The 24,474-nt window shown below is 54.1% G+C and carries 26 protein-coding genes and 3 pseudogenes; 8 read left to right on the top strand and 21 right to left on the bottom strand.

Annotated elements, in window-relative coordinates; genetic code table 11:
- Positions 1–280 precede the first annotated feature (280 nt).
- Positions 281–1,333 carry an alpha/beta hydrolase family protein gene (locus PspR32_RS09905; RefSeq protein ID WP_036994652.1) on the top strand — a complete coding sequence of 351 codons (1,053 nt, stop codon included), beginning with the start codon at positions 281–283 and terminating at the stop codon, positions 1,331–1,333.
- A gap of 87 nt (positions 1,334–1,420) precedes the next feature.
- Positions 1,421–1,519, top strand: a pseudogene (locus PspR32_RS09910) (tRNA (adenine(22)-N(1))-methyltransferase); the annotation flags it as partial.
- Positions 1,520–1,540: 21 nt separating this feature from the next.
- On the opposite strand, the gene tssI reads toward PspR32_RS09910, so the two are convergent.
- Together tssI and PspR32_RS09920 are read right to left on the bottom strand one after the other, a co-directional pair.
- On the bottom strand, positions 1,541–2,692 hold the full coding sequence (gene tssI, locus PspR32_RS09915) for a type VI secretion system tip protein TssI/VgrG (RefSeq protein WP_159388391.1): 1,152 nt from the start codon (positions 2,690–2,692) through the stop codon (positions 1,541–1,543).
- A 316-nt stretch (positions 2,693–3,008) separates the two neighbouring features.
- Positions 3,009–4,112 (bottom strand): polyamine ABC transporter substrate-binding protein, encoded by a 1,104-nt coding sequence (locus PspR32_RS09920; protein ID WP_010225414.1) that lies wholly within the window; start codon positions 4,110–4,112, stop codon positions 3,009–3,011.
- Positions 4,113–4,250: 138 nt separating this feature from the next.
- Here PspR32_RS09920 and PspR32_RS09925 point away from each other — a divergent pair, with 138 nt between their 5' ends.
- Entirely contained in the window at positions 4,251–5,042 is a 792-nt protein-coding gene (locus PspR32_RS09925; RefSeq protein ID WP_159388392.1) for a response regulator transcription factor, read from the top strand.
- 121 nt (positions 5,043–5,163) lie between these two features.
- Here PspR32_RS09925 and PspR32_RS26335 read toward each other — a convergent pair.
- The 7 genes and pseudogenes from PspR32_RS26335 to PspR32_RS09950 all read right to left on the bottom strand — a co-directional run.
- Positions 5,164–5,340 (bottom strand): annotated as a pseudogene (locus tag PspR32_RS26335) (LysR family transcriptional regulator); the annotation flags it as partial.
- A 334-nt stretch (positions 5,341–5,674) separates the two neighbouring features.
- Positions 5,675–7,285, bottom strand: coding sequence for an AAA family ATPase (locus tag PspR32_RS09930; RefSeq protein WP_159388393.1), 1,611 nt, complete (start codon positions 7,283–7,285; stop codon positions 5,675–5,677).
- A 27-nt stretch (positions 7,286–7,312) separates the two neighbouring features.
- On the bottom strand, positions 7,313–7,834 hold the full coding sequence (locus tag PspR32_RS09935; protein WP_010225407.1) for a 4Fe-4S single cluster domain-containing protein: 522 nt from the start codon (positions 7,832–7,834) through the stop codon (positions 7,313–7,315).
- Positions 7,835–8,467 (bottom strand): DUF2997 domain-containing protein, encoded by a 633-nt coding sequence (locus PspR32_RS09940; RefSeq protein WP_010225405.1) that lies wholly within the window; start codon positions 8,465–8,467, stop codon positions 7,835–7,837.
- 2 nt (positions 8,468–8,469) lie between these two features.
- Positions 8,470–9,417 (bottom strand): hypothetical protein, encoded by a 948-nt coding sequence (locus PspR32_RS09945; protein ID WP_232531834.1) that lies wholly within the window; start codon positions 9,415–9,417, stop codon positions 8,470–8,472.
- Positions 9,418–9,724: 307 nt separating this feature from the next.
- Positions 9,725–10,087 (bottom strand): DUF6632 domain-containing protein, encoded by a 363-nt coding sequence (locus PspR32_RS26340; RefSeq protein ID WP_232531877.1) that lies wholly within the window; start codon positions 10,085–10,087, stop codon positions 9,725–9,727.
- A 223-nt stretch (positions 10,088–10,310) separates the two neighbouring features.
- Entirely contained in the window at positions 10,311–10,877 is a 567-nt protein-coding gene (locus tag PspR32_RS09950) for a TetR/AcrR family transcriptional regulator (RefSeq protein WP_100782281.1), read from the bottom strand.
- Positions 10,878–10,990: 113 nt separating this feature from the next.
- Between PspR32_RS09950 and PspR32_RS09955 the strand changes: the two genes are divergently transcribed.
- On the top strand, positions 10,991–11,638 hold the full coding sequence (locus tag PspR32_RS09955) for a glutathione S-transferase family protein (protein ID WP_036994661.1): 648 nt from the start codon (positions 10,991–10,993) through the stop codon (positions 11,636–11,638).
- Positions 11,639–11,687: 49 nt separating this feature from the next.
- On the opposite strand, the pseudogene PspR32_RS26345 reads toward PspR32_RS09955, so the two are convergent.
- The 3 genes and pseudogenes from PspR32_RS26345 to PspR32_RS09965 form a co-directional block, all read right to left on the bottom strand.
- Positions 11,688–11,885 (bottom strand): annotated as a pseudogene (locus PspR32_RS26345) (DHCW motif cupin fold protein); the annotation flags it as partial.
- Positions 11,886–11,921: 36 nt separating this feature from the next.
- On the bottom strand, positions 11,922–12,296 hold the full coding sequence (locus PspR32_RS09960) for a tautomerase family protein (RefSeq protein ID WP_036994734.1): 375 nt from the start codon (positions 12,294–12,296) through the stop codon (positions 11,922–11,924).
- Between the two features lie 6 nt (positions 12,297–12,302).
- Positions 12,303–12,452, bottom strand: coding sequence for a hypothetical protein (locus tag PspR32_RS09965; protein ID WP_159388395.1), 150 nt, complete (start codon positions 12,450–12,452; stop codon positions 12,303–12,305).
- 108 nt (positions 12,453–12,560) lie between these two features.
- Here PspR32_RS09965 and PspR32_RS09970 point away from each other — a divergent pair, with 108 nt between their 5' ends.
- The gene (locus PspR32_RS09970; RefSeq protein ID WP_159388396.1) at positions 12,561–13,448 is read left to right on the top strand and encodes a LysR substrate-binding domain-containing protein; all 888 of its coding nucleotides are present in this window, start codon (positions 12,561–12,563) and stop codon (positions 13,446–13,448) included.
- Positions 13,449–13,618: 170 nt separating this feature from the next.
- Positions 13,619–14,179 (top strand): nucleotidyltransferase family protein, encoded by a 561-nt coding sequence (locus PspR32_RS09975; RefSeq protein ID WP_159388397.1) that lies wholly within the window; start codon positions 13,619–13,621, stop codon positions 14,177–14,179.
- 291 nt (positions 14,180–14,470) lie between these two features.
- Here PspR32_RS09975 and PspR32_RS09980 read toward each other — a convergent pair whose 3' ends face one another.
- Positions 14,471–14,812: a DUF6124 family protein gene (locus tag PspR32_RS09980; protein WP_159388398.1), complete on the bottom strand. Its 342-nt coding sequence runs from the start codon at positions 14,810–14,812 to the stop codon at positions 14,471–14,473.
- Positions 14,813–15,188: 376 nt separating this feature from the next.
- On the opposite strand from PspR32_RS09980, the gene PspR32_RS09985 reads away from it, so the two are divergent.
- A complete protein-coding gene (locus PspR32_RS09985; RefSeq protein ID WP_232531837.1) occupies positions 15,189–15,431 on the top strand; it encodes a DUF7660 family protein in 243 nt (80 codons plus the stop codon).
- 539 nt (positions 15,432–15,970) lie between these two features.
- Here PspR32_RS09985 and PspR32_RS09990 read toward each other — a convergent pair.
- From PspR32_RS09990 to PspR32_RS10020, 8 genes are all read right to left on the bottom strand, one after another.
- Positions 15,971–17,356 carry a DUF6119 family protein gene (locus PspR32_RS09990; RefSeq protein WP_335927522.1) on the bottom strand — a complete coding sequence of 462 codons (1,386 nt, stop codon included), beginning with the start codon at positions 17,354–17,356 and terminating at the stop codon, positions 15,971–15,973.
- A 564-nt stretch (positions 17,357–17,920) separates the two neighbouring features.
- Positions 17,921–18,532: an SDR family NAD(P)-dependent oxidoreductase gene (locus PspR32_RS09995; protein ID WP_051636740.1), complete on the bottom strand. Its 612-nt coding sequence runs from the start codon at positions 18,530–18,532 to the stop codon at positions 17,921–17,923.
- 64 nt (positions 18,533–18,596) lie between these two features.
- A complete protein-coding gene (locus PspR32_RS10000; protein WP_010225373.1) occupies positions 18,597–19,598 on the bottom strand; it encodes an NADP-dependent oxidoreductase in 1,002 nt (333 codons plus the stop codon).
- Positions 19,599–19,666: 68 nt separating this feature from the next.
- Positions 19,667–19,990, bottom strand: a complete 324-nt coding sequence (locus tag PspR32_RS26455) for an SDR family oxidoreductase (RefSeq protein WP_198421654.1) — start codon at positions 19,988–19,990, stop codon at positions 19,667–19,669.
- Positions 19,987–20,403 (bottom strand): SDR family NAD(P)-dependent oxidoreductase, encoded by a 417-nt coding sequence (locus PspR32_RS26460; RefSeq protein WP_198421655.1) that lies wholly within the window; start codon positions 20,401–20,403, stop codon positions 19,987–19,989. The genes PspR32_RS26455 and PspR32_RS26460 overlap by 4 nt, the downstream gene beginning before the upstream one ends.
- Complete coding sequence (locus PspR32_RS10010; protein ID WP_010225369.1) at positions 20,400–21,329, bottom strand: alpha/beta fold hydrolase; 930 nt, start codon at positions 21,327–21,329, stop codon at positions 20,400–20,402. The genes PspR32_RS26460 and PspR32_RS10010 overlap by 4 nt, the downstream gene beginning before the upstream one ends.
- A gap of 34 nt (positions 21,330–21,363) precedes the next feature.
- The gene (locus PspR32_RS10015; protein WP_010225366.1) at positions 21,364–22,152 is read right to left on the bottom strand and encodes an SDR family NAD(P)-dependent oxidoreductase; all 789 of its coding nucleotides are present in this window, start codon (positions 22,150–22,152) and stop codon (positions 21,364–21,366) included.
- Between the two features lie 60 nt (positions 22,153–22,212).
- Entirely contained in the window at positions 22,213–23,307 is a 1,095-nt protein-coding gene (locus tag PspR32_RS10020) for an alkene reductase (protein WP_159388400.1), read from the bottom strand.
- A gap of 142 nt (positions 23,308–23,449) precedes the next feature.
- Between PspR32_RS10020 and PspR32_RS10025 the strand changes: the two genes are divergently transcribed.
- A complete protein-coding gene (locus PspR32_RS10025) occupies positions 23,450–24,040 on the top strand; it encodes a TetR/AcrR family transcriptional regulator (protein ID WP_010225362.1) in 591 nt (196 codons plus the stop codon).
- The last annotated feature ends 434 nt before the right edge of the window (positions 24,041–24,474 follow it).

The raw sequence follows: 24,474 nt of genomic DNA on the forward strand, positions 1-24,474 counted from the left end.
TATACAATGCTGCGCACATGGCCTTGAGCTCAAGGCGGTGGCCGCTTATCGATCCGTTCCTTGCTTGCAGCCATCGTCTCGCGAACCACACCCGGCGCTTTGATTTGTGTCAAAGGTGTGGGCGCGGGGTAGGGCATCAGTCTGCGGGGCAGGCTCGCCCGGTGATGGGCAGTTGCTCCAGCGCGAGGCCATTGCGGGGCAAACCCATCCATGCGAAGGTGGATGCGCCTAACGCGGGTTCAGGTTGCAATGCATTTGTCTAATCAAGGAAGAAACGACATTGAAAATAGCTTTCAGCGGCTTATTGTTGACCTGTCTGACGACTATCGCCCTTGCTGACGAGAACCCTGTCGGCTTCCAATCGTCCACACTGGCGGACTCGCACAATGACCGCCCACTGGAGATGGTCGTTTGGTACCCCAGTGCAACGACCGCAGCCACGCAATTGATCGGCGATGATGTGGTGTTTGTCGGTGCCTCTGCCGTTCGTAACGCGCCGCCAGCTGCTGGCAAGCATCCATTGCTGGTGCTCTCCCACGGCTACAGGGGCAACTGGAACAACCAGACCTGGCTTGCCAGTGCTCTGGCCCATAGGGGTTACATCGTCGCGGCAATCAATCACCCTGGCACCACGACCCTGGACCGTAACCCTCAGGCTGCGGCGCAGTTATGGCAGCGCCCCGTTGATATGCGCCGAGTCATTGATAGGGTCACGACCCAACCTGAAAAGTTCGGCGTGGTCGCCAATGGCCGAATTGCAGTAGTGGGCCATTCACTCGGCGGCTTGACCGCCCTGGAGATCGCCGGTGCGCGTTTCGATCCAGACCGCTTCGCCAATGAATGCAAAGCACACCCGCAGTTATCAGGTTGCACCGTCTACGCAACGATAAACCCTGCAAACAGCTCAAAATCAAAGGCCGCATTGGCCGCCGACTGGCGCGATAAACGCGTCGCTGCCGTGGTTACATTGGACCTGGGCCTTTCACGGGGCCTGACCGATGAAAGCCTGGCCGCGCTGCCAGTACCTGCGCTGGTGATCGCTGCCGGCGCACCGTCGCACGAGCTTCCCGCTGCGTTGGAGTCTGCCAACCTGGCCAAACGCCTGCCTGCGGCGTCAAGCCGTTACGTCGAAATCAGCGACGCAAGCCACTTCAGCTTCTTGTCGGTATGCAAACCTGGTGCGAAGGTACTGCTCGAAGAAGACGTACCAGGCGATGGCATCATTTGCGAGGATGGCGACAGCACTCGCCCGCGCGAGGCGATCCAACAGCAGGTTACAGCGCTGATTGCAGAGTTTCTTCAATCATCGCTCTACAAAGAAGGCAGTTTGTAAAGTCGTGGTACAGAGAACTGCACCTCTGTGCAGCCCTGAAGCAGCGGCTCGAAGTAGCGCGTAGATTTGTGCATCTGCATCCTCGGCGCGGACATGCTGCGGGAAAACCGCGTTGACTACGAAATCATCGTCGCCGAGCGCGCCGGGCCGGTGATGTACATCGCCGAGGCGCTGTATTTCGGCCCGCGGCCCTGATTGGGGTTGCGGTTAGCGGCAACACAGGCAACCGCTGATCAGCGGTTGATCGGGGTCGCTTTCGAGAAATGTGACCATGACTTCCATGCCCGTTCGCGGGGGCGTAATTTCACAACTCCAATTGGCAGCCCCGCTCAGCCAACAACTATTCTTGTCGTCAAATCTATCTTCGCTGCCCCAGGGGAACTTGACCTTGACCCTTCCGAGGCGCCGATCACTCGGGGTCTCCTCGTCTTCCACTGCGATGACTACAGCGGTCTGGTTGCTAGGCACCTGAGGTTTCATGTGAGTCAAAGGCGGACGATAGAGCACGTCCCACGGCAGAACCATAAAGCGGTTGCGGTAACCCTGATGAAAGTCATCCTGGTTGTCAGTGTGGCCACTGGCGACGTGCTCACTCAATACCTGGGGTTGCTTGCCTTCGTGGATGACCTGGGTCAGTAGCCATAGGGCGTTCCACGCTTGGCGTGGCTGGCCGGAGATTTCCAGCACATGGCCACTGGCTAACCGGGCCTGGTCACTTTGCCCTTCAGCTTGACGATAAACCGCGTGGCGGCGCTGCATAGCACGAAGATTGGCAGTGGGTTGCCCAATCCTGGGAAAAGCCGCCTGATCATCGCCAAAGACCAGCACGTGGCCTTGAGCACTGTGTTGGAAGTGAAAGTGGATACCTTCTTCTTCGCACAAGCGCTGAACAAAGTGCAAATCCGTTTCATCGTACTGGATGCAGTAGTCACGCTCGGGATAGGTCGACCCTAGATGAAACCGATAAGCGTCGCCCAAAATCCCGTGCTCTTCCAATATCAACGCAACGATTTTCGGCACCGAGAACTGTTGATAGATCCTCTGGTTGATGCGGTGGCGCAAGTAGGACAGGTGCGGTACAAGGGCCAGGCTGTAGCGCGTCAAACGCTGACCGTTACCGCATTGAGCGATGTGATAGACCCGTCCATGAATGCCGTTGCCCTGCGCATCGAAGGTCAGAAAAGCCTCAAGGTCGAAGAGGCTTTCGAGATCCAGGTCAGACCGCTCGCTAACAAGTTCCACGTTGAAGAAGTAAGGCCTGCTGATCGCCTCCTCTCCGCTGAATGCGAGCACTTGGAAATCGTGCTCAAAACCGTCGATTGTCAAACTGAAGTGGGTCTGATGGGCTGGGCTGAACATCCGCTGTTCTCTTTTTACCTAAGGTGTTGAATTGACGCTGTCGCAGACAGCAATGTCAGGACGCTGGGTACATTCAGCCCAGCTGCGCGAATGCCGTTACTCGCAATGGCCAGAGCAAGGGCCATCAGTATTGGCAGCTTCCGACGCCAACTCCAACGCGAGGCGAGCGTGTTTCACCGGGCGTTTAATCAGTGGGTCGGAGAGGGCCCTGGGTCATCTCGGGCTCAAGGGAGTAGCAGGCATTAATGTGCTGCTCGATCCACGCCTGTATAAAAATAAAGGCTTGCATCGAGCAACTGCGACAGATCACGTCAGATCACACACCACTCTTCACTTTGGTCCAGACCCGTGTGCGGATTCGCTCCAGCTTCAATGGCAGTGGCTCAAGTGGAATAAGTGTCGCAACAGTCTTTTTGTCTGGATAAATCCAAGGGTTGTCTCGCAGCGTCTGTTCGACAAACGCAGTGGCGTCTTTATTTGCGTTAGGGTAGAGCGTGTGGTTTGACGTCTTGGCAATGATTTCTGGTCGCAACATATAATTGATAAACGCCATGCCTTCCTTGGGGTGGGGAGCGTCTTTTAGCAGTACCAGGTTTTCCGACCAGACCAGCGCGCCTTCGCGCGGAAGGCTGTAGGTAATCTTGCGTCCAGTCTTGGCCTTCTCGTTAATGGCCTGTGCAGCAAGGGCACCATTGGCCCATCCCACCACTGCACAAATATTGCCGTCAGCCAGGTCGGCGTCGATTCGGGATGAATCGAAATAGAGGACGTAGGGGCGGATTTTTAACAGCAGGGCTTGGGCCTTCTGGTAATCATCCGGGTTCTTACTGTTGCTAGGGAGTCCAAGGTAATGCAAAGCAATCGAAATGATCTCACTTGGAGAGTCAAGCATCGCCACGCCACACGACTGAAGCTTGCTGATGTTTTCTTCTTTGAAGATCAAATCCCAGCTGTTCACCGGCGCATTATCACCCAATGCCGCTTTGACTTTGTCAACGTCATAGCCAATGCCGGTAGTGCCCCATAAATAGGGCACCGCGTAGCGATTGCCAGGGTCATTGACCGCGACCTGGGCCAAGAGATCAGGGTCGATATGGGACAAATTACTCAGTTGCTCACGATCCAACGGCTGGAGTACTCCCGCCTGGATCAGGCTTGGCAACACATCGGAGGTGGCCACAACCACGTCATACCCCGTGCGCCCAGCCATTACCTTGCTCTGCATGATGTCGGCGCTGTCGAACGCATCCATGTGCACTCTGGTGCCGGTTTCCTGTTCAAACGCCTTTGGGGTCTCCGGTGCGAGAAGCCCGAACCAGTTATACAGATACATCCCAGGCTCTGCAGCCGCCACTGACGTGCTTATCCCTACACAGAGAAGCGTGGCCGAAAAAATGGTTCGCAAATGTGATTTTCTCATGCAACATCCTTGTCAAGACGATGTACCCTCATGGCCATCCTAGGCCCTGGCAGTGAATATACCGGGCGTTACCGAATAGTAAATACCTACGAATACTTACCCCTGACCTACGAATCCCTAACCCAAAAGGGGTAGAAAATGCCGTTCGACCTCCAGAGCCTGGCTTGGCACCGATCGATTGGGAAGCTGATCATGCAGTTGAACCGTCCAGAGTTCTGGAGTTCACTGGTTCGGGTGTTGAATGAATACGTGCAAATCGATAATTGGGTTGTATTGATTTTCAGCAGTCAACAAGTGGAAGTGGTTAGTCTTCCTGAGGTGGCAGATGCGGAAGAGGTGAACGCGTTCATTCATCGCTACGTGAAGGGGCTTTATCTGCTGGATCCGTTTTATATCGCTAATCGAGAAAACCCACAGAGCGGTTTCTTTCACCTGCTGGATATTGCGCCAGAATATTTTCTTGAAACTGAGTATTATCATCAATATTTCGCGCAATACATTTTTGCGGATGAGGTGCAGTACAATGTTCAGCTCGACGCCGATAGAACATTGTGCATTTCCGTTGGCAGCAAAGTCCGTTTTGATCAAGAGCAGATAACAATACTTGATATTATCAAGCCGTGGGTGACTGCATTGATGCATCAGCGCATGTGTTTTGAAACTGACGTCGGGAAAAACCACGCGGAGCCACCGCTATGGCCAGAAACGATGACCCCGCTGGGCGCACAAATAACGACGCGCGAAAGTGATGTGCTCAGGTTGTTACTGAGTGGCTTCTCTAATAAAGAAATAGCCGGGAAGCTTTCCCTCTCGGTGGAGACGATAAAAGTTCACCGCCGCAACATTTACGGCAAATTGAATATCAAATCGCAATCTGAATTGTTTGCTCGATTTTTTATGCCGAAACAGGATGTCTTCTCTACAACTTGAAGTCAGGTTTTTAGTCTGGATATTATCCTTAAATGGGGTCGCGGCTTCTGTACATGGCTCGCATCGAACTGTCCCATCCACCAACGTAAGGCCCCAGATCGCACATAAAGTGAAGGTCTTTTCAACAATCTTTTGCCAGGATATCGCTCATTTTTCGGGCTTGCGTTCGCAGCGCCTCACTGAACAAATCCACCGCCGCCGAGCCTGGCCGGTGGTTGGGGCGAATCATCATCACCTGGTAACGAAGGCAGACACCTAGCTGGCGAATCGACAGCCCACTCAGTGGGTTGATAAGGGATGGAGACTTTACTGCGTGCGAGATCTCGTAGGTGCTTGTGAAAATGCGTTGGTAGAGATGGAATCTGTTTGCATAGCGTTTAGTTAACTGCTTCCAGCCCGTTTTCACACAACCTGGACCCAAAGCAGCCTTTGGCGAGGGCAGGAAACGACCAGAAGCAACCGTTCGCGCGTGCACGCTTTGAGCCAACAGCTATCCCGCTCACAGATATCCAAATCTAGCGGTTCGGAATTCTGTTCCGAGGGAAGAAATGTTGGCCACGAAAGTCATCCTTTCTTCCCTGGGCGCACTCGGTTCTGCTGAAAAGCCTTACCCACCGAAAAATCACCGCAGATTAAAAATCAATTTGCCTGCCGCCGATTTGAGTTTCCGTATCATTCTGACCGGCAACCATAGCCGATGCGCTAATTGCATTTTGATTTGCCCAGTCACGTAGTTTTGTAAACTCGTCTTTACGCATTTTGCTCATTGGTACTAAACGCGAAATGGTAGTTTCAAAATCAGCCATAGTCAGGTCGCTTACATCACCGGAGCCATTCATCCGCCGTGAGAACGCTTCAATCAGCGAGTCCCCAACCCACGCTTCGATTTCGGCACCAGAGAGCACAATATCTTTACCAAAATTCGGCTCACCTCCTAGAGCAGCCAATCGATCCAAATCAAATTTTTCTGGGTCACGTTTCAACTTCTTGAGGTGTATTTCAAGAATCTTCTTTCTTTCTAATGTCGACGGGAAGTCAACGAAAAATATTTCGTCGAATCGCCCCTTTCTCAACAACTCCGGAGGTAAGCTGTTGATGTTGTTTGCGGTAGCAAACACAAAAACAGGCGCCGTTTTTTCTTGCATCCAAGTCAACAATGTGCCGAATACGCGTGAGGCCGTGCCACCATCAGATGCGCCTCCGGAAGAGCCGGAAAGTCCTTTTTCAATTTCATCGATCCATAGGATGCAGGGCGAAATAGCTTCGGCCGTACGTAGGGCGGAACGAATATTGGATTCTGAAGAGCCAACCACCCCTTGGAAAATTTTTCCCATGTCCAAACGCAATAACGGCATGTTCCATGACGACGATACACATTTCGCCGTTAGCGACTTACCGCAACCAGGAACTCCAGTTAAGAGCAAACCCTTCGGGGTTCCGACACCGAACTCCTGAGCCATCTGCCCAAAACACTGGCTACGCAAATTAAGCCACTTCTTAAGCGTTGCCAGCCCACCAACATCCTCAAGATTTAACGTTGAGTCGATATATTCCAAAATACCTGTTTTCCGTATAATTTGTCTTTTTTCGGAAAGAAGGTCTTTTACGGTATTTTCATTTACACTCAGGCTGGATACCAATGAACGAGACAAGCTATTGTCAATCTCTAATCCCGTGAGACCCAAAGCGGCATCAATGAGTTTATCTTTGGTTTCGCTGGAAAGATCAATCTTGACGCTACTGTTGCCTTGCCATGAATTAACAAAATTACTTATCTGATCCTTAACTTCATCTCTTGATGGCAAAGGAAAATCAATCAGCGTGATTTCCTTTTGAAGATCATTGGCAATTTCAAAGCTGGGCGCCACGATAATGCAATTGCTTCGATAGCCACGTGAGCGGATATTTATGGCTAAATCTCGAAGTCGACGACGATAGACGGGATTTGAACTTGAGGTAAGGTAGTTATGAGCATCACAAAAAACAAATATATTTTTGCTGCCTTCATCCTTCGCCTTTTCTTCGCAAAAGTCCAAGGCTACTTTCAAATCAAAGGTTTTATCCCCGGCCACGACGCCATTTATCTGGACGCCCAGCGTCGAGTTCCAAACAAACAAACGATGGCTAAGTGTCTTGGCGATTTCAGATATTTCATTGAGCGCACGCTCTTCCTCGAACGTTTCAATAACCAAAATAGCATAGCGCGCTTTGAGGTAATCTGTTATCTGCTTGGTACGGTTCATGCTTGTTATCCCTGCGCTTGAACTGAGTTATACACTCATCGGAAGACCGGTTTTAGTAATGCCAGAATTTGAAACTACAAACTCGACAACTCTTCTAGTGCGGAAAAAGTCAATGTCGACTCTGTCGCTGGTTTTGATAATCTGTTTGTGCTGATAGGGATGGCTCGCGTTATGCCGATACCGACCCGCCAGCGTCAAGTCTACGGCTTTAACAACACGAATCATGGCTTCGTTCTGGAATATCTCTTTTGGCGTATAGCCTGTGTAAAGTATCCAGTTTTTCTCGCCATTGACTGCATTTATTAATTGCTCCAAGGCTGGCGCCTGGTCGAGCGGCTCCCCCCCAGAGAGGGTAACTCCAGCGATGTCCAGTGCATTTATCTTCTGTGCCAATTCATCAATAGATATCAGCGTACTCGCTTCGCGAGCGTGGGTGCTCTGATTGAAGCACCCCTTACAATTCAGCGCACAACCCTGCACCCATAATGTCAAGCGCAACCCGGGGCCGTTAACGCTGCTCAACGCCATATGGTGTACATTGATGTCCATTCAGAAGTTCGCGCTGAGAATTTGAAGGGTTTGCTCTTCATGGACTACGGTATATTCCGGCTTCCATTCAGTCACAAGTTCCGCAGTAGGGCTAGAGAGTAGAGACTCAAGCTCTTCAGTAAGCTTTGTGCAAATGTCGCCTTTCACGCCGTGCACTTCCTCCGTAATTTCATCGCCCGTAAAGGTGACATGAATGCCGTATTCGTAGTTAGGTCCGAATTCAATCTCGAACCCTTGAGAAGTTTCTTTGACTCTTGCAGGAACACCTGATGCGTCTATGCGCTTAATAGTTTCATCGATGGCTACGCTGATGTACGCTTTCTGAAAGTTTAAAGCCAAATCAGCCATTATTGCTTCATCGCCGGCCGAAATAGTTTCTCGTTCGATGAGGAGCTTGTAGGAGCCCTCCTCAATTTGGCAAACAAATAGATTGATTTTATCAGCCGTTTGGCCACAAATAGCTCTAAATTGCTGCTTGCCCATATAGCCTATTTTGCTCAACACCTTTTTACTGAAGTCGCTGGCAAATATGGAGACCAGACCAGTCGTTGGGCTAAGGTCCAACTTACCGAAGGCTTTGGCAATGGCTTCTTCATTAACATAAGAAAATTCAAACTTTGTGCAATGAGACATTGTTAAAGCTCCAGCTTGCGACCGGGAGCAACTTCTTCTGCGTCCTGGGTAGCATTTAATACGCCAGGGACAACCTCAATGTTGCGCACAGGCGCCATGGATGCAGGCGCAACGTTTTTCGAACGCTCGGTTGGAGTTCCAGAGTTGACAACTACCCGACGTCTTTGGGTTGCCAGTGATGCACCACTACCACTCAGGAGACTTGCATCAATCGTTTCCAACAACCTTCTTATTACCAGGATGGGACTTGATGTGAGCTTTGCATAGAGTCCAATTCGCAACAACGCATCGGTTCCATCATTGAACTGCAATTTAACGAAGTAATTTTGATTTTTATCGCCAATGATGCCAATGTGCGAGATCTGATTCAGATCCCGTGACAGCTTTCCCCAAAGATGCCCATCAAATGACGCTACAATTAATTTTGTCGCTGATGCGGCAAAAGCATTGCTACCAACATCAACGTCATCAGCATCAAAATTCTGGTAGCTGACCTGAATTTTCTCCCCGACAGGAAATCCCAGTTCGGTTGCCAAATATTCATTTGTCGAAAAATCGATATCGGCGTGAAATTTTAAGCTTTTTGATAGAACATAAAGGCTAACGATGCCTGATGCTCCATAGCCTATTGCGCTTAGTGCGTCTTTCGGTTCAAAGGCGACACAAACTGCGGAAATAAAAACAATGATTCCGTAACCGTAATTAATGGCCGTCTGCGAACTGAGTTTTTTATTTCTATAAGCCTGAAATGTTTTGCCGGGAATATATTTTTTTGAAGGTGCAAAGAGCAGGGCGCACGCACCAAAAAAAACCACACAACAAAATCCCGTTGCAGCCTGGCGATTTTGCCCATTTTGCAACCCTTCAAGAAACATCCACGCACCGCCAACGATGAAAACAGGTACGAATGCCAGTACTACAAGTGCCGTTATCTTACCTTCGGTGGCCATTACCATTTTCCACATCGGGATAGTCTTTATCATTCACAAACCTTCTAGAGTTGGTGCAGAAGCGCGTAGTGAGGGGATGACTGTAGAACTACTCATTGGTCTATGCTACATGACGATTTTTGGTTTATCACGCGCCAAGGTTCGTCTGAAGTAGCCAGGCAGAAAAAGTCCCAGGCGGTGAAAAAACGCGGACACATTCTTGAGGGCTGCGTGGCTACGCAAAATCTGTCAGCGTTGGTTGATCACCAGAGCAAAAAATTGCGTAGAAACGCGATTTTAGTTTCTATCCTGACAGTCAAACCTGCTCTTAGTCCCCATTGTGTGTCCGGGGCCGAGCGGCGAATTGCGAGCGGGGCGTCAAGATGGCCAAGGCAACCGCCACGATGAAGAGCGCCGGCACGTCGCCAGCCATGATTCCTCCGTGTACGGCGCTAGACCACACAGTGAACCAGATTAGGTTCAGATTGGCTAATGGATAACGTGCGGCCAGGATCAAGAACACGCCAAGTGTGGCGTAGATGCCAACGATCATCATCGGGTAGTCCGAGTGACCGACGTGCCAAGCCCAGCCAGACGGCCAGAACAACATAAGTGGGTAGAGAGCAAGGCACGCGAGGCCAGCCAAAACTAGAACGACGCGCAAATACCTGAGGCGATCGACGACGGTTATGGCGGTCTCCTCTGAAGGGGCTTATACACCTGGACGGAAAGCCCAATTTGCTCAGTCAGTTCCGGCTTTATACCAAGCATAGCTACTCATTTGCTTTCGCTCCGTCCAGCGGCTGTTTCTGGCCGATTGCTGCCTTTCGTCACCGGCAGCTATGGTTGAAACCAGCCATCGCGACTGACCGCTACCGACCCCATGCAGTCGTTTCGTTGCTTGCTAAGGCATGTCATCGCTCAACGAGCTGCAAACACCCCTGTTGACAGGCTGTGAGAATCTCTTGCGCCAATTGCTCATCGGCCACAGCTCGCGCTAGTGCCAAGCCACCAATCATCCCTACGGCAATTTGCAAAGCATGCTGGCGTGTATCGGTCTCTGTCGTCGATTTCAGTCTGGATTCCAGACGTGCAATGAAAGCTTCGAGCACTTGGGTGTAGCTCTCCTGGATGGCTCCGTTCTGCTGAGCAGCATCATTGACCATAAAGGCTAACGGACAGTGCATACGGCTTGCATCCCGATGGTCCATGCGCAGGTAGTCTTTCACTACCTGCTGCAAACCGTCTTTACCAGCCTCTTCCAGTATCGCGCCCCCCGCGTTCGCGGCATTTCTAATCGCTTCGGTGTAAAGCTCCGTTTTGGATGCGAAGTGACTATAGAAGCCCCCCCGGGTCAGTCCGGCACTTTCCATAATTGAGTCGATGCTGACTTTTTCGAAACCTTCCAGTGCGAAGAGTCGTGCTGCGCTATCCAAAATCACCTGTCGAGTGGTTGCGCGCTGTGTAGCAGGCCAGGGCATACGTCTTCTCCTCAGTAAAGCGTGAGAGGGAGTATGACAAAACGGGACTTTATGTTCTTGAACATAAAGTCATACCGACCAGAATTGCCGACTCTTCCCTCAAGGAGCTACTCATGCGATTGCACATACTGGGACCTGGATTTAGCACCTTCGTGCGTAGTGTCAGACTTTACTGCGAAGAGAAAGCGCTCGATTACACGCATGGGATGCACGTGGAGGGTAAAACGATCACGCTCCACAGCCCTGAACACAAGGCACTGCATCCTTTTGGCAAGGTCCCGGTATTGCTGCATGGAGAGCGGAGCGTAAGCGAAACAACCACCATTTGCCGCTACCTGGATGAAGCCTTTGCGCACGCATCCCTAAGACCCGCAGACTTGGCCCAGAGGGTAAAGGTCGATCAGTGGTCCGCTGCCTTGGCGACGTATGCCGATGATCGATTGATACGTCGTTATCTTTTATTGCTGGTTTCACCTGCGCAACCGTCACGCCCTATCGATAGAGAAGCTGTGGCGACCGCCGAACCAATGGCTACCCAAACACTTGGGCTGCTGGAGAAGCAGTTGGGCGGGCAGCAATTTTTCTGCGGGGCGGACTACAGCATGGCGGACGCCATCCTGACGCCGATGCTCGATTATTTGGAACGCGTGCCCGACAGTGCACAATGGCTGAAAAAAACATCCAAGCTTCGTGATTATCTTTTTCGCATGCGATTGCGCCCGTCAGGGCGCAACGTGTTGACCGAGCCGAACTTTAGTTAATGCAGCAAATGCTGGACTCATCGTTTGCCCAAGGGTCGCTTTTGGCCGGAAGCAGTCGTTGGCGACCGACCGCTTTCGGCGGTGGATTCAACCGACCCTTCAGGCACAACAGGATATGTCCCCTCCAACACCAGTGATCGGTCAAATAGCCAGGGCTGTACTCGACCATCCGCACGCGCGCTGAACCAAACTGGCAGGTACGCCAATAGGCTGTGCCTGTCTGACCGGCATGTCCTACCGGTGCTATCGATTATGGAATACAGGCGCTGCACTCACCCGAAGGCTAGTTGCCCCGCCCTCCACCAAACGACCACTCATCACTGGCCGTAGTGGTGATCACCACCATGACATCCTCCGCGTTCAGTCCCGTCGTCCGCCCCAGTTTCTCGACCAGACCGCGGTAAAATCGCTGTTTCGTCTCAACACTTCGAGGACGGCCAGCGGTAATCGCGATTAGCACAAAGTCATGGCTACGCGGCCCCCCCAAGTAGTGGGGATCAAATATCAGCTCTCCGACCTCATGTTGGTGAATGGCCTGGAAGCGATCGGTCTTCGGCACTTCGAAGCTCTCGACCAAGGCGTCGTGCAAACCCTGAGACAACGCCTGTAAATACTCGGCGGACTTGCCCCGGTGCAGTGAAATTCGTGCAAACGGCATGGCCGGTTACTCCTGGGCTGTGGCGAGGCTGCGTTCACGAGGCGTCAATTGCGTACGCGTACACATCTCGCCGAACAGCATATGTTCGGTCAACTCGGCAAATGGTTGCGGGTATTCGGCCTGTTGCGCTTGCGCAGTGGTCATGGATGGGTTCATGACGTTTTCCCTCTGATTGGCTAATCGACAGGGCAAAACTATCAATTCGCGATAATGCCGAATATCAGATTTAATAGCGGTAATCATCCCAAATTTGTGGACTATCGAATGCGCCGCCCGACCTTCGATCTTGATGTATTGCGCACCTTTGTCACCGGCGTGGAGTTCAACAGCTTCGCCAAAGCGGCGGATCGTCTCGGTCGATCGACGTCCGCCGTGAGCGCCCAGTTGAAGAAACTCGAGGCGCAGGTCGGCACGCCGGTACTGGCTAAATCCGGTCGTGGGCTGGTGTTGACTCCCGTAGGAGAAACACTGCTCAGCCATGCCCGCCGGTTGCTGGAGCTGAACGACAGCATTTTCCAGACCCTGCATGAAAGCCAGGCCGCCGGGACCATACGCCTCGGGCTTCAAGAGGACTTTGGGGAACATTTCCTCAGCGATATCCTGCGACGCTTCGTCCAGACGTACCCGAGGGTGAGCCTGGAAGTAAAGATTGCGCGAAATGTCGAATTGCTGGCGCTGGTCGAAAGCGGGGGCTTGGACTTGGCCCTGACCTGGGACACCGGGTACATGTCGCCCTATGCCACGCGACTGGGCGAAACCCAGATGCACTGGATCGGGGCCCGCGATACGCCATTGCTGACTGCCCTTGATGACTCACCGCTGCCGTTGATCATGTTCGACGCGCCTTGCGTATTGCGCAGCGCCGCCACCCAGGCGCTGGATTGCGCGCAAATACCTTGGCGGATCGCCCTGACCAGCCCCAGCGTTGGTGGTATCTGGGCGGCCGTCGCCGCCGGGTTGGGCCTGACGCTGCGAACTCGCATCGGGCTGCCGAGTCATCTCACCGTTGTTTCTGGCTTACCCGCCGTGCCAAGCCTTGGCTATGTGCTTCACCGCGGTGGCGACGACCCAACACCAGCCACCCAACAATTGGCTGCATTGATCAAAACGAGCTTGCAAGAACAGGCGTTCAGTTTCGCGATTACGAAATAATCGAAGGCACCCGGGGGTTCAGTTCAAGCGATAGGATGGAGAATAACGAAGCACTGGGGTGATGGGCCGATGACGGCTTTGGGTTGCATCCACAGTTATAAGCGGACATTAAATCATTCATCCCGGGCATCGCTCAGGTAAGCTCACCCCAGCCACCATGGAGGGTAACGATGCATTCACTGACCAACGAGCACGTGCTGGCGATCGCCCAAGAAAACGCCATCAATCACGCATTACTTACGCTCCTGCCGACACTGAACATCCCTCACTGCATGCTGACAGCGGGATGTCTGTTCCAGACCTTCTGGAATCATCAATCGGGACAGCCCGCTGAATGGGGCATCAAGGATTACGACATCGCCTATTTCGATGAGGACCTTTCATGGGAGGCCGAGGATCGAGTTATCACACGGGTTCGCGATGCCTGCTCCCATCTTGAGGTCAACGTAGAGGTACGCAATCAGGCCCGCGTTCACCTGTGGTACGAATCGAAATTCGGCGCCGCCTATCCTCAATTGAGAAAAGTAACCGATGGCATAGATCGCTACCTGATCAGCGCAACCTGCCTGGGAGTGGATGTCTACACAGGGGCGCTATACAGCACACACGGCCTGGACGATCTTCAGAACAACCTGCTCAGGCTTAACGAACTGAACCCGCTGCCTGGCTTGTTCAGCCAAAAAGCGGCGAGCTATCGCGAACGCTGGCCCTGGTTGAACCTGGTCAACTAAACGTGCCTGCCGTAAGGACGTGGCGAATGTATTCAGGGCAATCTGGCCCAATCACACGCACGTTGACACGGGGCGAGTCCAGATGACGCATTCGATGCTGGTATGCAATGCCGCGCAATTGGATCGATGGCGTTGCCTGAGCTCAAGGCGGTGGCCGGCTTTCAGCCATCGTCTCGCGAACCAGGCCCGGCGGCTTGAGTTGGGCCAAAGGAGCGGGGGCGACGCGGCGGGTGCCCAGGCTCGGCACTGGACGAGCGGGCCGCATCGGCGGCCCAGGACAATCGCTGGCGATCATTCCACCGCCGATTGCCCTGCTTGCAGCGAACGCCGCAACAACGCTGCGGTTGCCGAGCGCGCTTCGAACTCGTCCAGCAACGCCTCGACCAGGGCGAGGCTCATCTCCAGTGATTGCTCGGTCGCCCAGAGCAACCCGCGCACCTCGGCATCGACCAATTCACAGGCGTGGGCGTTGGTCTGGTAGGCGCTTTTGAGCAGGATGGAGGTGTGGATCAGGGCGTCTTCGGACGAGACACCGGCGCGGACGGCGAACAGCGGGTCGTGGCTGCCGTTGCAGGAGCCGAAGGTGGTGCTGGTTTGGGTGGTGAAGGGTGGATCGGGAACGGGTTTGGTCATGGTGGTGCTCCTTCGTAGAAAGGATCCGCCACCGCCTGCCGCCAAGCAGGGAAGGGTGACGGACTACGCAAGGTTGGCGGACCGGTACGAAGGAACCCGGCACTTCCGAAGAAGTCCATGCGCAGCCCGCCATAAAGCATCATCGCGGGCACAAAAAAAGCGCCTGCGAGGGTGATTGTGGGGCGCTTTGCGCCTTCGTCTCGGACCGCCAAGCCCGAGTCGCTGAATTTGCAGCGACTGGGGGAGGGTAACGGGGTTGGGGTGGGGATTCAAGCTGGGATTCTTGATGGGAGCTTTTGACCCATTACAGACATTGCATTGCTGATGGGAGAAACTGGCGCACCACCTGTGACGCAGACTTTGCATGGAGAATGTTGTGGAGCTTCATGAACATTTGGATCAGGTCAGAGATGCTGAGACCTTTTTGAGTTTTGCCCGGGCTTTGGCGGCAGACAAATCAACAAGTATTGACTGGGAGAACACGACGATAGAAGCGTTTCTGGAGGGTGCTATTTCATGGGCGGAAAGTAGCGATTTCGGGTTGAGTCAAGGGCTTCTACCATCCAATTCGTGGCGGCAGTTCGCCGTTTTCTTGTACTGCGGCAAGATCTATGAGTGAGCGGCTTTAGCCAGACGGGCCAACTCTTGCAACGAACTGGGGTGGCTTGTGGGCGCATCTGGCCGAATCCTGGTGTGCGCCAACGGCGCCATGGGGCGAAAGCGGTCTCTCGCGAATGGCTGCTATCGACCCATAGTTGCCATTGGTGGAAGAAGGCTTTGGGCCAATAGTAGTCGGTCGAGGTGTCTATCTGTGCATATCACGCCGCATAGGCTCAAGGTAGGCAGTCGAGCGATTGCGGCCAGAGGCTTATCACGTGCACTAAACCGTTATTAACTATCAGCTTCATAAGGCTGGATTGCTCGATGAGTCTGTGCATTGAGCGTGGTAGCGCTTGAAGGTTGATAACGGACTTCTAATATGCTCTAAAGTTTTTGTTGTGCTTTACGCTTTTTTCTTTCATTTTTATTAACGTCTCTTTCGTGTTTGGATATATAGATCCTGGGGGTGAGTCCATGATTTCTAATTAACTTGTGCCAGGACTCTACGGCCAAAAGGAATTGAATTGAGTTTACATCAGTGATTTTTTCTACATCGTCTTAAAACACGAACCAAAGGGCAGCGCTGTGAAGTTCGCCATCAAACTTGATTGTCTTGTTTTTTATTAGTGTGATGGCGTCTCGGGATTGCTCGATATTGTAGATTAGCTCTGGTTTTTTCTTTGAGATTTTTACCGATATAATTTCTCCGTCGTTATAGATGTCGGCGACTTCTACTTGATAGCTTCGTCTTTTTTGTTCGAGTGATTTAATGTCCGTCAGGACCCGATCTAGAAGTTGAAAGCCCCGTTCGTTACATATTTTCTGATTAAAATACGCCTCTCGATAGTCAATCTTGTCATCGTCTGGTTTCGCATTTTCCCTTTTCTCTGTTTGCCAGGCAATGAATGCAGACTCAACTAGTGGCTCTTCCAGTATGATTTCAATACTGCCTAGTGATCGCTTCAGGTAGTTCATAAACGTCTGGTTAAAGACAAACCACTCACCATTCTTTAGGAAATATTGTTGCTCTTCGTATTCGATTGGGCAGTCAAGAATTTCCTTCAGGGTTCGTGTGAATCGGCCCGTATCTTCGCTTTTGAATTGAACAGTAACGTTGTTAATGTCAGTGATGTCAGGGTGGTCGCCCAGGAAGTCCGAGATAGACTGAATGTCAATGATATTACCTAGGGACTTGCGATGATTGCCCTTGTCTACTTTTGCCTTAATTTCATAATCGTAATCATGGAAGCTAAAGCATATGGCTATCCCGTGCACTTGAAACTCTTCGATGAGAACTTGGCCATCTGCATTCTTGAGGTGTTCGAGCAATAGTTTGTCAAGTTCACTTGCTGCTTCGGTACCTACTGATTCAAGCTTAGGCAAATGGATAATTTTTTCACCACGGAAACTCTCATCAATCTGTTGAAAAATTGCGGATAATTCCAAAGGTTGTTTGTCCATATCCATCTGAATGGAATCGGCAAAAATTATGTTGCGCTCACCCCAAATTTGCTTGTTAGCTGCCTTGAGCTTTAAGTGGTCGACCGATTCGCCTGCTTCATAGCTATCTATCTGGAAGCGTTGATAGGAGGACACGTCTTGTCGCTTTGTGCCTGTGAAATAACGGCTTTTTTTCAGCAGTATTGAGTTTTCATCTGCAACGCGTATCGCAAGATCGATCCCGAAATCTAGGTGAATAAATTTGGAGAGATAAAAGTGAGACTTCCCCAGGCTCACTGCATAGATCTGCTCTTCATTCTCTAGGTTTTGGCATAATAGCACGCCAAAGTTAAAAGTATTTTTTGGCTCTTTTACATCGTCATTGAAGAACTCTCTGTATGTTTTCCACCACCAAACATCATTGCCTTTAATATTTTCTGAAAATAAAAGGTCTTCGAGTAATTTAAAGTTGGAAGGGTCTTCTGCTCGACCAGGCCTACGGATTTAAGCTTGTCCTTTAGTTCTTTTACCTTGTGGTGTTTGATTTTGTAAATATTATAAGTGTTTGGCATGTTGTTTCCATTCGGTCATGGCCTGATCCGAATGAGAAATTGCCATTTGCCAGCATGGAGTGCAATACATTAATTTTAGAAAAGATATTATTCAATAAAATCAGTTGCTTACAAGTCTTCAGTACGCCACCTACTGCGAGCCGGTGCGCCCAGTGCGACACCTCTACCAGTGAGACGAGGTGCGGACGTGCCAGATATGGAACTGGCCGACATCTCTGCGTACAAATAAACGTGCAGCTGACCGTGTCGTGAACGTGGGAGAATTGACGTTTGCGTTGAGAGAAGGCAGCGCTGAAGCAGTCCGGCGTGGTTGCTGACCACGCTGACGATGCTTGTGGCGTACACAAAAGCAAACTCGCAGAATGTGTGCTTATGGCCGATAGTTGCCTTTCGCCAGAGGTTCCTATCGGTCGTTTGCGGCCACTCGAAACCGGCCGCTAACGACCCAAAGCAGCCCTTGCTGGAGGACAGCAAACGGCCAGTAGCAGACGTTTGGTCAACCCTTAGTGCGTACCGGTAGAGCCAATGTCGGTTTGCCCAGCACGTACGTGGTGACCCGTGATGCGAGAGGGCGTGACAGAAAACGCACGCCAAAACACGTCAGTTTATTGAACAGTCCAGGTACAACCGTGCGCTTGCCTCGCAACATGGCCTGGATGGCGGACTGTGCGACAAACGCTGCGCTTTTGGTCGAAGCGTTGGCGATCCATGAGTGGTCGCCGCCTGACGCACTGTGGAAGGCTGTATCAGTGCCGCCAGGGCAGATGCAGGTGACCGATAAGGGCGTGCCGCTATGTTCGTCGTGGAGCGCTTCGCTGAAGTTGCGAACGAAGGCTTTCGAGGCGGCGTAGAGCGCCATGTTGGGTACGGACTGGTATGCACCGGTGGACGCTATGTTCACCATGTACGCGGGCGTGTTAGTGGTTTTGTGTGCGTCTACAAAGCATCGTGCGAGGGCGACCAGGGAGTTCATGTTGAGCTGCATGAGCTCCGCGTCGCGTGTCCAGTCGACCTCGTCGAAGCGGCGGAAGTATCCGAAACCAGCATTATTGATGAGGATGTCGATAGGGCCGTTGGCAGTCGCCGCAGCCCATAGCGCGCGTGCCAACGCGGGCTGATTTAGAAATAGTCATGGTCTTCTCCTGGATTGCGAACTCGACGGGGGCTGCTGGCTAAATTACTTTCACCACGACCTTGCCCTTGGCGCGCCCACTTTCAACGTAGGCCAGTGCTTTAGCGGTGTCGGCGAAGGAAAAAACGTTGTCGATGATCGGGCGGATGGCGCCGGCCTCGACGAGGGCAGTGATTTTGCGCAGGTGTGCGCCGCTGGCTTGCATGAAGACAAACGAGTAATCCACCTGTTTTTGCCTTGCCTTTCTCCGGATACCGGCACTCAGCAGACGCAGCACCTGTTTGAGCGGCCAAGCCAGGCCACGCGCGGCGGCAAACGCCGGGGTGGGCGGCCCGGAAATGGAGATGAGGTGCCCACCGGGTTTGAGAATATGCAGAGATTTGTTCAACTCGTCGTTGCCCAGGCTGTTCAGCACCACGTCGTAGTTGCGCAGTTCGTTGGAAAAATCCTGCGTTTTGTAATCGATGATGACGTCCGCATCCAAAGCGGTTGCCCAATCGACATTGGCTGTACTCGTGGTAGTGGCGACAAAGGCGCCCAGGTGCTTGGCCAACTGGATGGCAACGGATCCGACACCGCCGGAACCGGCCTGGATAAATACCTTCTGCCCTTTCTGCAACTGAGCGGTTTCGACCAGCACCTGCCAGGCAGTCAACGCCACCAACGGCAGGGCGGCGGCCTCTACCATGTTGAGGTTTTTGGGCTTCACTGCAACTGACGACGCCTTGACGGCAATAAGCTCGGCAAAGGTGCCGATGCGGTCATCATCCGGACGCGCATAAACCTCGTCACCCGGCTTGAAGTCGCGAACGCGGGCGCCAACGCGCACGACCTTACCGGCCACGTCGTTGCCCATAACAAGCGGCAGACGGTAGGGAAGAATCAGCTTGAATTCACCGCTCTTGATCTTGCTATCCAACGGGTTGACGCTCGCCGCGTGAACCTGGATGAGCACGTCATCATCCCGTACTTCAGGGGCGGGCATTTCGCTGATGTGGCCAACCTCTTTCTTCCCGTAACGATCAATGATGAACGCCTTCATGGTGGGATGGTTCTCTGGAGTTTTTGAACGAATGGGTGTCGTGGGGCCGGGGGCTTGAGGCGACGCAGTTACCAGTTTTCCTTGAACGGTCTCAGGTCGAGCTCCTGGGTCCACGCCGATTTCGGCTGGCGGTGCAGCAGCCAGTAGTTGTCGGCGATGGCGTCATAGCCGAGCAGGCCGTCCGACGCGGAAAGGTCTCTGTCGGGAAAGACGGCCTGAAGCCGATCTCCACTGATTCCGCCGTCAATGACGACATGGGCAACATGGATGCCTTTGGGCCCGTACTCACGAGCCATGCTCTGCGCGATCATGCGCAACCCGGCTTTGGCAGCGGCGAAGTGGGCATAGCCGGGCTTGCCGCGCAGGCTGCCTGAGGCGCCCGTGAAGATCACGGTGCCCCGGCCCAATGGCACCGGCGGGCGGCTTCGCGACCGATCAGGAAGCCAGAGTAACAACCAACGCGCCAGAAGTCCTCAAACTGCGCGGCGGTTAACTGGGTGAATTCGATAACGGCGTTGTTACCCGCGTTGGAGATCACCACATCGGCAGGCTCGCGCCCGGTGCCGGGACTCATCGCGCGATCGAACGCTGCCATTACCTGGGTTTCGTCGGTTACGTCAGTTGGTAACGCCTCGGCGCTGCCGACGGCCAGAGCGGTGATTTCTGCCACCACCGTGTCGATCTTGGCTGGCGTACGGCCCACAACGATGACGTGATAGCCCTCGCGCGCAAAACTTTTGCACACGGCCCCGCCAACGCCGCGTACCGATCCCACGCCGAACACAATTGCCGTTGGTTGACTCATTTCATCGTTTCCGTTGCGCTGAGGGAGCTGATCGCCCCGATAGACTCCGGTTGGGCCTCAAGAAAGGCCTGTGCTGTGTGCACAAACTCGCTGTGATACTGAAAAATTCCGCCATGCCCAGCATCGTTGTAGATCACCAGTTGCGCGCCAGGGATGCGCCGCGCCATGTCGTGACTGTTCTCGGTCGGCACCATGATGTCCTGATCGCCATTGGCGATTAGGACAGGGACACGGATGCGGTCGAGCGACTGAGGCGCCTGCCGGCCCCACGCCTTGATGGCCTTCAGTTGGCGCAGCAAGGCATAGGGAGTCGGGCCTTTGTCCCGGTTTGACTTGCGCTCTTTCAGCCGCTGCAAAAAAGCCCTGGCAGCCAACCGGCCATTGGCTGTGGAGGTAAAAAACAGATAAGTCTTTGGGTCGCGCAGGGTCAAAAGACCTTTGAGCATCAGTGGCCAAGAGACCTTGGCGACCTGTTCGATACCGATTCCACCTGCCGGCCCCGTACCCGTCAGAATTAGCCGGCGCACGCGCTCAGGGGCCTTCAGCACGATGTCCTGTGCGACGAAGCCCCCGAGAGAGAAACCCAGCAGATCGACGGTGTTCAAACCCAGCGCCTTGCTCAGTTCAATCACATCCCGCGCCATCCCATCGATGGTCACTGGTGCGGTTCCGCCTGAGGCGCCAATGCCTCGGTAGTCGATGGCTATAACGCGCCGCGTGCGGGCGAGCCCATCCACGATTCGCGGGTCGAAATTATCCAGCACCGCGCCCCAGTGGTTCAGCAGAATCAATGGCACGCCACTGCGCGGGCCCAGGTCACGGTAGGCAAATGCAGTGCTGCCAACCGTGACCGAGCGTGTGGGGGTGTCGATGTAGCTGGGGCTTGGTACGCCACTTGGTTCGGCGCGTTTTACCTGGGCTGTCATGGTTCTCTCCTGGGGCAACGTGCCGGAGCGGCCTTTACGCCTTGACCTGATAGCGCTCGGCGACCTGCGCCTGACGCAAGTCAGAAATCAGGCCCAGTCGTGCACCGTTCAACGCTTCCCAGCGCGCCGCGTCGTGCAACGGCGGGATGGTGATCAGTTCACGGCGGTCGAAACCGACCAGTGCCGCGTCGACCAGGTCGTCCACGCTCATCAGGTCGGCAAGCGTGTTGATGTCGATGCCTGCACGCTCCCAGATCTCGGTGCGGGTTCCGGCCGGCAGCACGGCCTGCACGTAGACGCCCTTGGGCGCGAGCTCCAGGCTCAGCCCTTGGGACAGAAACAGCGCAAAAGCCTTGGTCGCACCATAGACCGACATCCCGAACTCCGGCGCGAAGCCAACCACCGAGCCGATATTGACGATCGCACCCTTGCCAGCCTGCGCCAGACGCGGGGCGATGGCGCTGGCCAGGCGAACCAGTGCGGTGGTGTTGAGCGTGACGAGGCGGGAGATATCGTCTGTGGATTGGTCGATGAACTGACCGGACATCGCAGCCCCGGCGTTATTGATCAGGGTTTCAATCTGGGTGTCCTCGCGCAGACGTGTCTCGACTGCCGCCAGATCGCCCGGTTGAGTGAGGTCTGCCGCAAGAACGTCTACCGCTACACCGGTTTCCTCGTGCAGACGCACGGCTAGTGCGTCCAGACGTGCCCGGTCGCGGGCGACCAGTACCAGGTCGTGGCCTCGGTGTGCGAAACGCTGTGCGTAGATGGCGCCAATGCCGGTCGAGGCGCCGGTGATCAGAACAGTAGCCTTAGAGGTCATGATGTTTTCCCGTGATCGAAAAGGTGAACCCATGCCGCCGCACGCAGCATGAGCAGGTGGTTAATTGGCGCTGGAAATTTCGAGGGTCGGATAATCGATGTAGCCCTTGGCGCCGCCGCCATACAGGGTGGTGGGATCCAGCGCGTTCAGGGGCGCGCGTTGCTCCAGTCGTTCGACCAGATCCGGGTTGCTGATGAAGGGGCGGCCAAAGGCAAACAGATCGGCCTTGCCCGCGTTCAGGTGGGTGTTGGCCAAGTCGAGGTCATAACCGTTGTTGGCCAGGTAGGTGTTCTGGAAGCGGCTGCGTAGCGCATCAAAGTCGAACGGTGCGACATCACGGGGACCGCCGGTGGCGCCTTCCACCACGTGTAGATAGACGATGCCCAGCGCGCTGAGTTGGTCGACGATGTAGTCGTACTGCGGCTGTGGAGCACTGCAGGAAATACCGTTGGCCGGCGAGACGGGAGAAATACGTACGCCCATGCGGTCGGCACCGATCTCCTTGGTGACTGCGGCAGTGACCTCCAGCAAGAGGCGGGCGCGGTTTTCGATAGAGCCGCCATAGGCATCGGTACGCACGTTGGCGCCGTCTTTGATGAACTGCTCGAGCAGGTAGCCGTTGGCACCATGCACCTCAACGCCATCGAACCCAGCCGCAATAGCGTTGGCCGCAGCCTGGCGGAAATCGTCGACGATGCCGGCCAGCTCATCCAGCGCCAGTGCGCGTGGTTCGGAGACATCGGCAAAACCGTTGTTAACGAAGGTCTTGGTCGCGGCGCGGATGGCCGAGGGGGCAACTGGCGCTTCGCCATTGGGCTGCAGATCGACGTGGGAAACACGGCCGACGTGCCACAGCTGTACAAAAATCCGCCCGCCCTTGTCGTGAACGGCATCGGTTACTTTTCGCCAACCGTCGATCTGCGCCTGCGTGTAGAGACCGGGTGTGTCTTGGTAGCCCTGAGCCTGCGCCGAGACCTGCGTGGCTTCGGTAATCAGCAAGCCCGCCGAGGCGCGCTGACTGTAGTAGGTAGCGGCATGCTCACTGGGAACCAGACCGGCACCGGCACGATTGCGCGTCAGCGGCGCCATCACGATACGGTTCGGGAGCGTGAGCGGCCCAAGGGTGTAGGGTTCGAAAAGGGTTTTGTCAGTCATGAGGTTACCTGCGCCGGATCGGTTTCACTAAAAGTCCATTTATGATGTTGATCGTCATCTTTACTGTCAAGAGTTTTGATGATGATCAACATCAATGTATGATGCCGGTATTTCTGATGGCCGAACCAGAGGAGTCCTGCAGATGAAAGTCAGCAAAGCGCAGGTGCAGGCAAACCGCGCGCACATTGTCCAGACGGCGTCGGTGCTGTTTCGCGAACGGGGTTACGACGGCGTGGGTATCGCCGATTTGATGGCCGCCGCAGGCTTCACCCACGGCGGGTTTTACAAGCACTTTGCGTCCAAAGCCGAGCTGCTAGCGGAGGCGGCCACCTGTGGTTTCGCACAAGGCGCCGCCAGAGCGGACGAGATGGATGGGCTGGGGTTCGTGAAGTACTACCTGTCCAGGGAACATCGCGACGCGCGGGGTGACGGCTGTACGATGGCAGCGCTGTCTGCCGACGCGGGACGCCAGCCCGAGCAGATCAAAGCGGCGTTTGCGTCTGGCCTCGAAAGCATGCTGGCGACGCTGGCGAGCAAAGCTGGCGAAGCGGACTCGGCCGAAAGCGAGTTACGTGCCCAACGCATTGTGGTGATTGCCCAAGTGGTCGGTGCACTCATGTTGTCGCGTGCTTGTCCGGATGATTCAACACTAGCCGACGAGATCCTAGAGGCCTGCTGTGCGGACGTTTTGACTAGACTTTACTCCCGCACGAAACCTTCCAGCGTCTCCTGACCACGTGTTCGGCATGGTGGAACCTGCTTGCAGACCCTGCGTCTGGAAAAGGCCAAGCACTTGCTGAAAACCACCCATCCTGGTTTCGAGGTATTCCCCCAACCGAGTGAACTACGAAAACAGCAATTCGTTCAGGCGACTTTTCTGCCAGCCTATTGGCATTTCAGCGGCGCTTTCCGCTAGCGCCTTCTTCGGCTTCCGCCGAACACGTAATCTCCACAACTGCCTTGCTCGTACGCACCGAGGCACCGAGCCTCAAGGCCTAATGAACACACCGCGCACCCTACAAAAAGCGGCTTTTGTTCGGTTCACGAACGTCCGCTACTGGCCGATTGCAGCCCTTCACGCTATGTAGTTTTTTGGCCACTCTACCCGACGGGGTGGCAGCTGCACGCGGGTAACCACGCCAGCGACCAAGGAACCCGGCACGCACG

The sequence above is a fragment of the Pseudomonas sp. R32 genome (assembly GCF_009866705.1).
GTDB classification, from domain to species: Bacteria; Pseudomonadota; Gammaproteobacteria; order Pseudomonadales; family Pseudomonadaceae; genus Aquipseudomonas; species Aquipseudomonas donghuensis.

What these genes read in the sequence shown, in the direction of transcription:
- tssI (WP_159388391.1), bottom strand. Translation starts at nt 2,692, where the DNA reads ATGTTCAGCCCAGCCCATCAGACCCACTTCAGTTTGACAATCGACGGT.
- PspR32_RS09920 (WP_010225414.1), bottom strand. Translation starts at nt 4,112, where the DNA reads ATGAGAAAATCACATTTGCGAACCATTTTTTCGGCCACGCTTCTCTGT.
- PspR32_RS09925 (WP_159388392.1), top strand. Translation starts at nt 4,251, where the DNA reads ATGCCGTTCGACCTCCAGAGCCTGGCTTGGCACCGATCGATTGGGAAG.
- PspR32_RS09930 (WP_159388393.1), bottom strand. Translation starts at nt 7,285, where the DNA reads ATGAACCGTACCAAGCAGATAACAGATTACCTCAAAGCGCGCTATGCT.
- PspR32_RS09935 (WP_010225407.1), bottom strand. Translation starts at nt 7,834, where the DNA reads ATGGACATCAATGTACACCATATGGCGTTGAGCAGCGTTAACGGCCCC.
- PspR32_RS09940 (WP_010225405.1), bottom strand. Translation starts at nt 8,467, where the DNA reads ATGTCTCATTGCACAAAGTTTGAATTTTCTTATGTTAATGAAGAAGCC.
- PspR32_RS09945 (WP_232531834.1), bottom strand. Translation starts at nt 9,417, where the DNA reads ATGGCCACCGAAGGTAAGATAACGGCACTTGTAGTACTGGCATTCGTA.
- PspR32_RS09950 (WP_100782281.1), bottom strand. Translation starts at nt 10,877, where the DNA reads ATGCCCTGGCCTGCTACACAGCGCGCAACCACTCGACAGGTGATTTTG.
- PspR32_RS09955 (WP_036994661.1), top strand. Translation starts at nt 10,991, where the DNA reads ATGCGATTGCACATACTGGGACCTGGATTTAGCACCTTCGTGCGTAGT.
- PspR32_RS09960 (WP_036994734.1), bottom strand. Translation starts at nt 12,296, where the DNA reads ATGCCGTTTGCACGAATTTCACTGCACCGGGGCAAGTCCGCCGAGTAT.
- PspR32_RS09965 (WP_159388395.1), bottom strand. Translation starts at nt 12,452, where the DNA reads ATGAACCCATCCATGACCACTGCGCAAGCGCAACAGGCCGAATACCCG.
- PspR32_RS09970 (WP_159388396.1), top strand. Translation starts at nt 12,561, where the DNA reads ATGCGCCGCCCGACCTTCGATCTTGATGTATTGCGCACCTTTGTCACC.
- PspR32_RS09975 (WP_159388397.1), top strand. Translation starts at nt 13,619, where the DNA reads ATGCATTCACTGACCAACGAGCACGTGCTGGCGATCGCCCAAGAAAAC.
- PspR32_RS09980 (WP_159388398.1), bottom strand. Translation starts at nt 14,812, where the DNA reads ATGACCAAACCCGTTCCCGATCCACCCTTCACCACCCAAACCAGCACC.
- PspR32_RS10000 (WP_010225373.1), bottom strand. Translation starts at nt 19,598, where the DNA reads ATGAAGGCGTTCATCATTGATCGTTACGGGAAGAAAGAGGTTGGCCAC.
- PspR32_RS26460 (WP_198421655.1), bottom strand. Translation starts at nt 20,403, where the DNA reads ATGAGTCAACCAACGGCAATTGTGTTCGGCGTGGGATCGGTACGCGGC.
- PspR32_RS10010 (WP_010225369.1), bottom strand. Translation starts at nt 21,329, where the DNA reads ATGACAGCCCAGGTAAAACGCGCCGAACCAAGTGGCGTACCAAGCCCC.
- PspR32_RS10015 (WP_010225366.1), bottom strand. Translation starts at nt 22,152, where the DNA reads ATGACCTCTAAGGCTACTGTTCTGATCACCGGCGCCTCGACCGGCATT.
- PspR32_RS10020 (WP_159388400.1), bottom strand. Translation starts at nt 23,307, where the DNA reads ATGACTGACAAAACCCTTTTCGAACCCTACACCCTTGGGCCGCTCACG.
- PspR32_RS10025 (WP_010225362.1), top strand. Translation starts at nt 23,450, where the DNA reads ATGAAAGTCAGCAAAGCGCAGGTGCAGGCAAACCGCGCGCACATTGTC.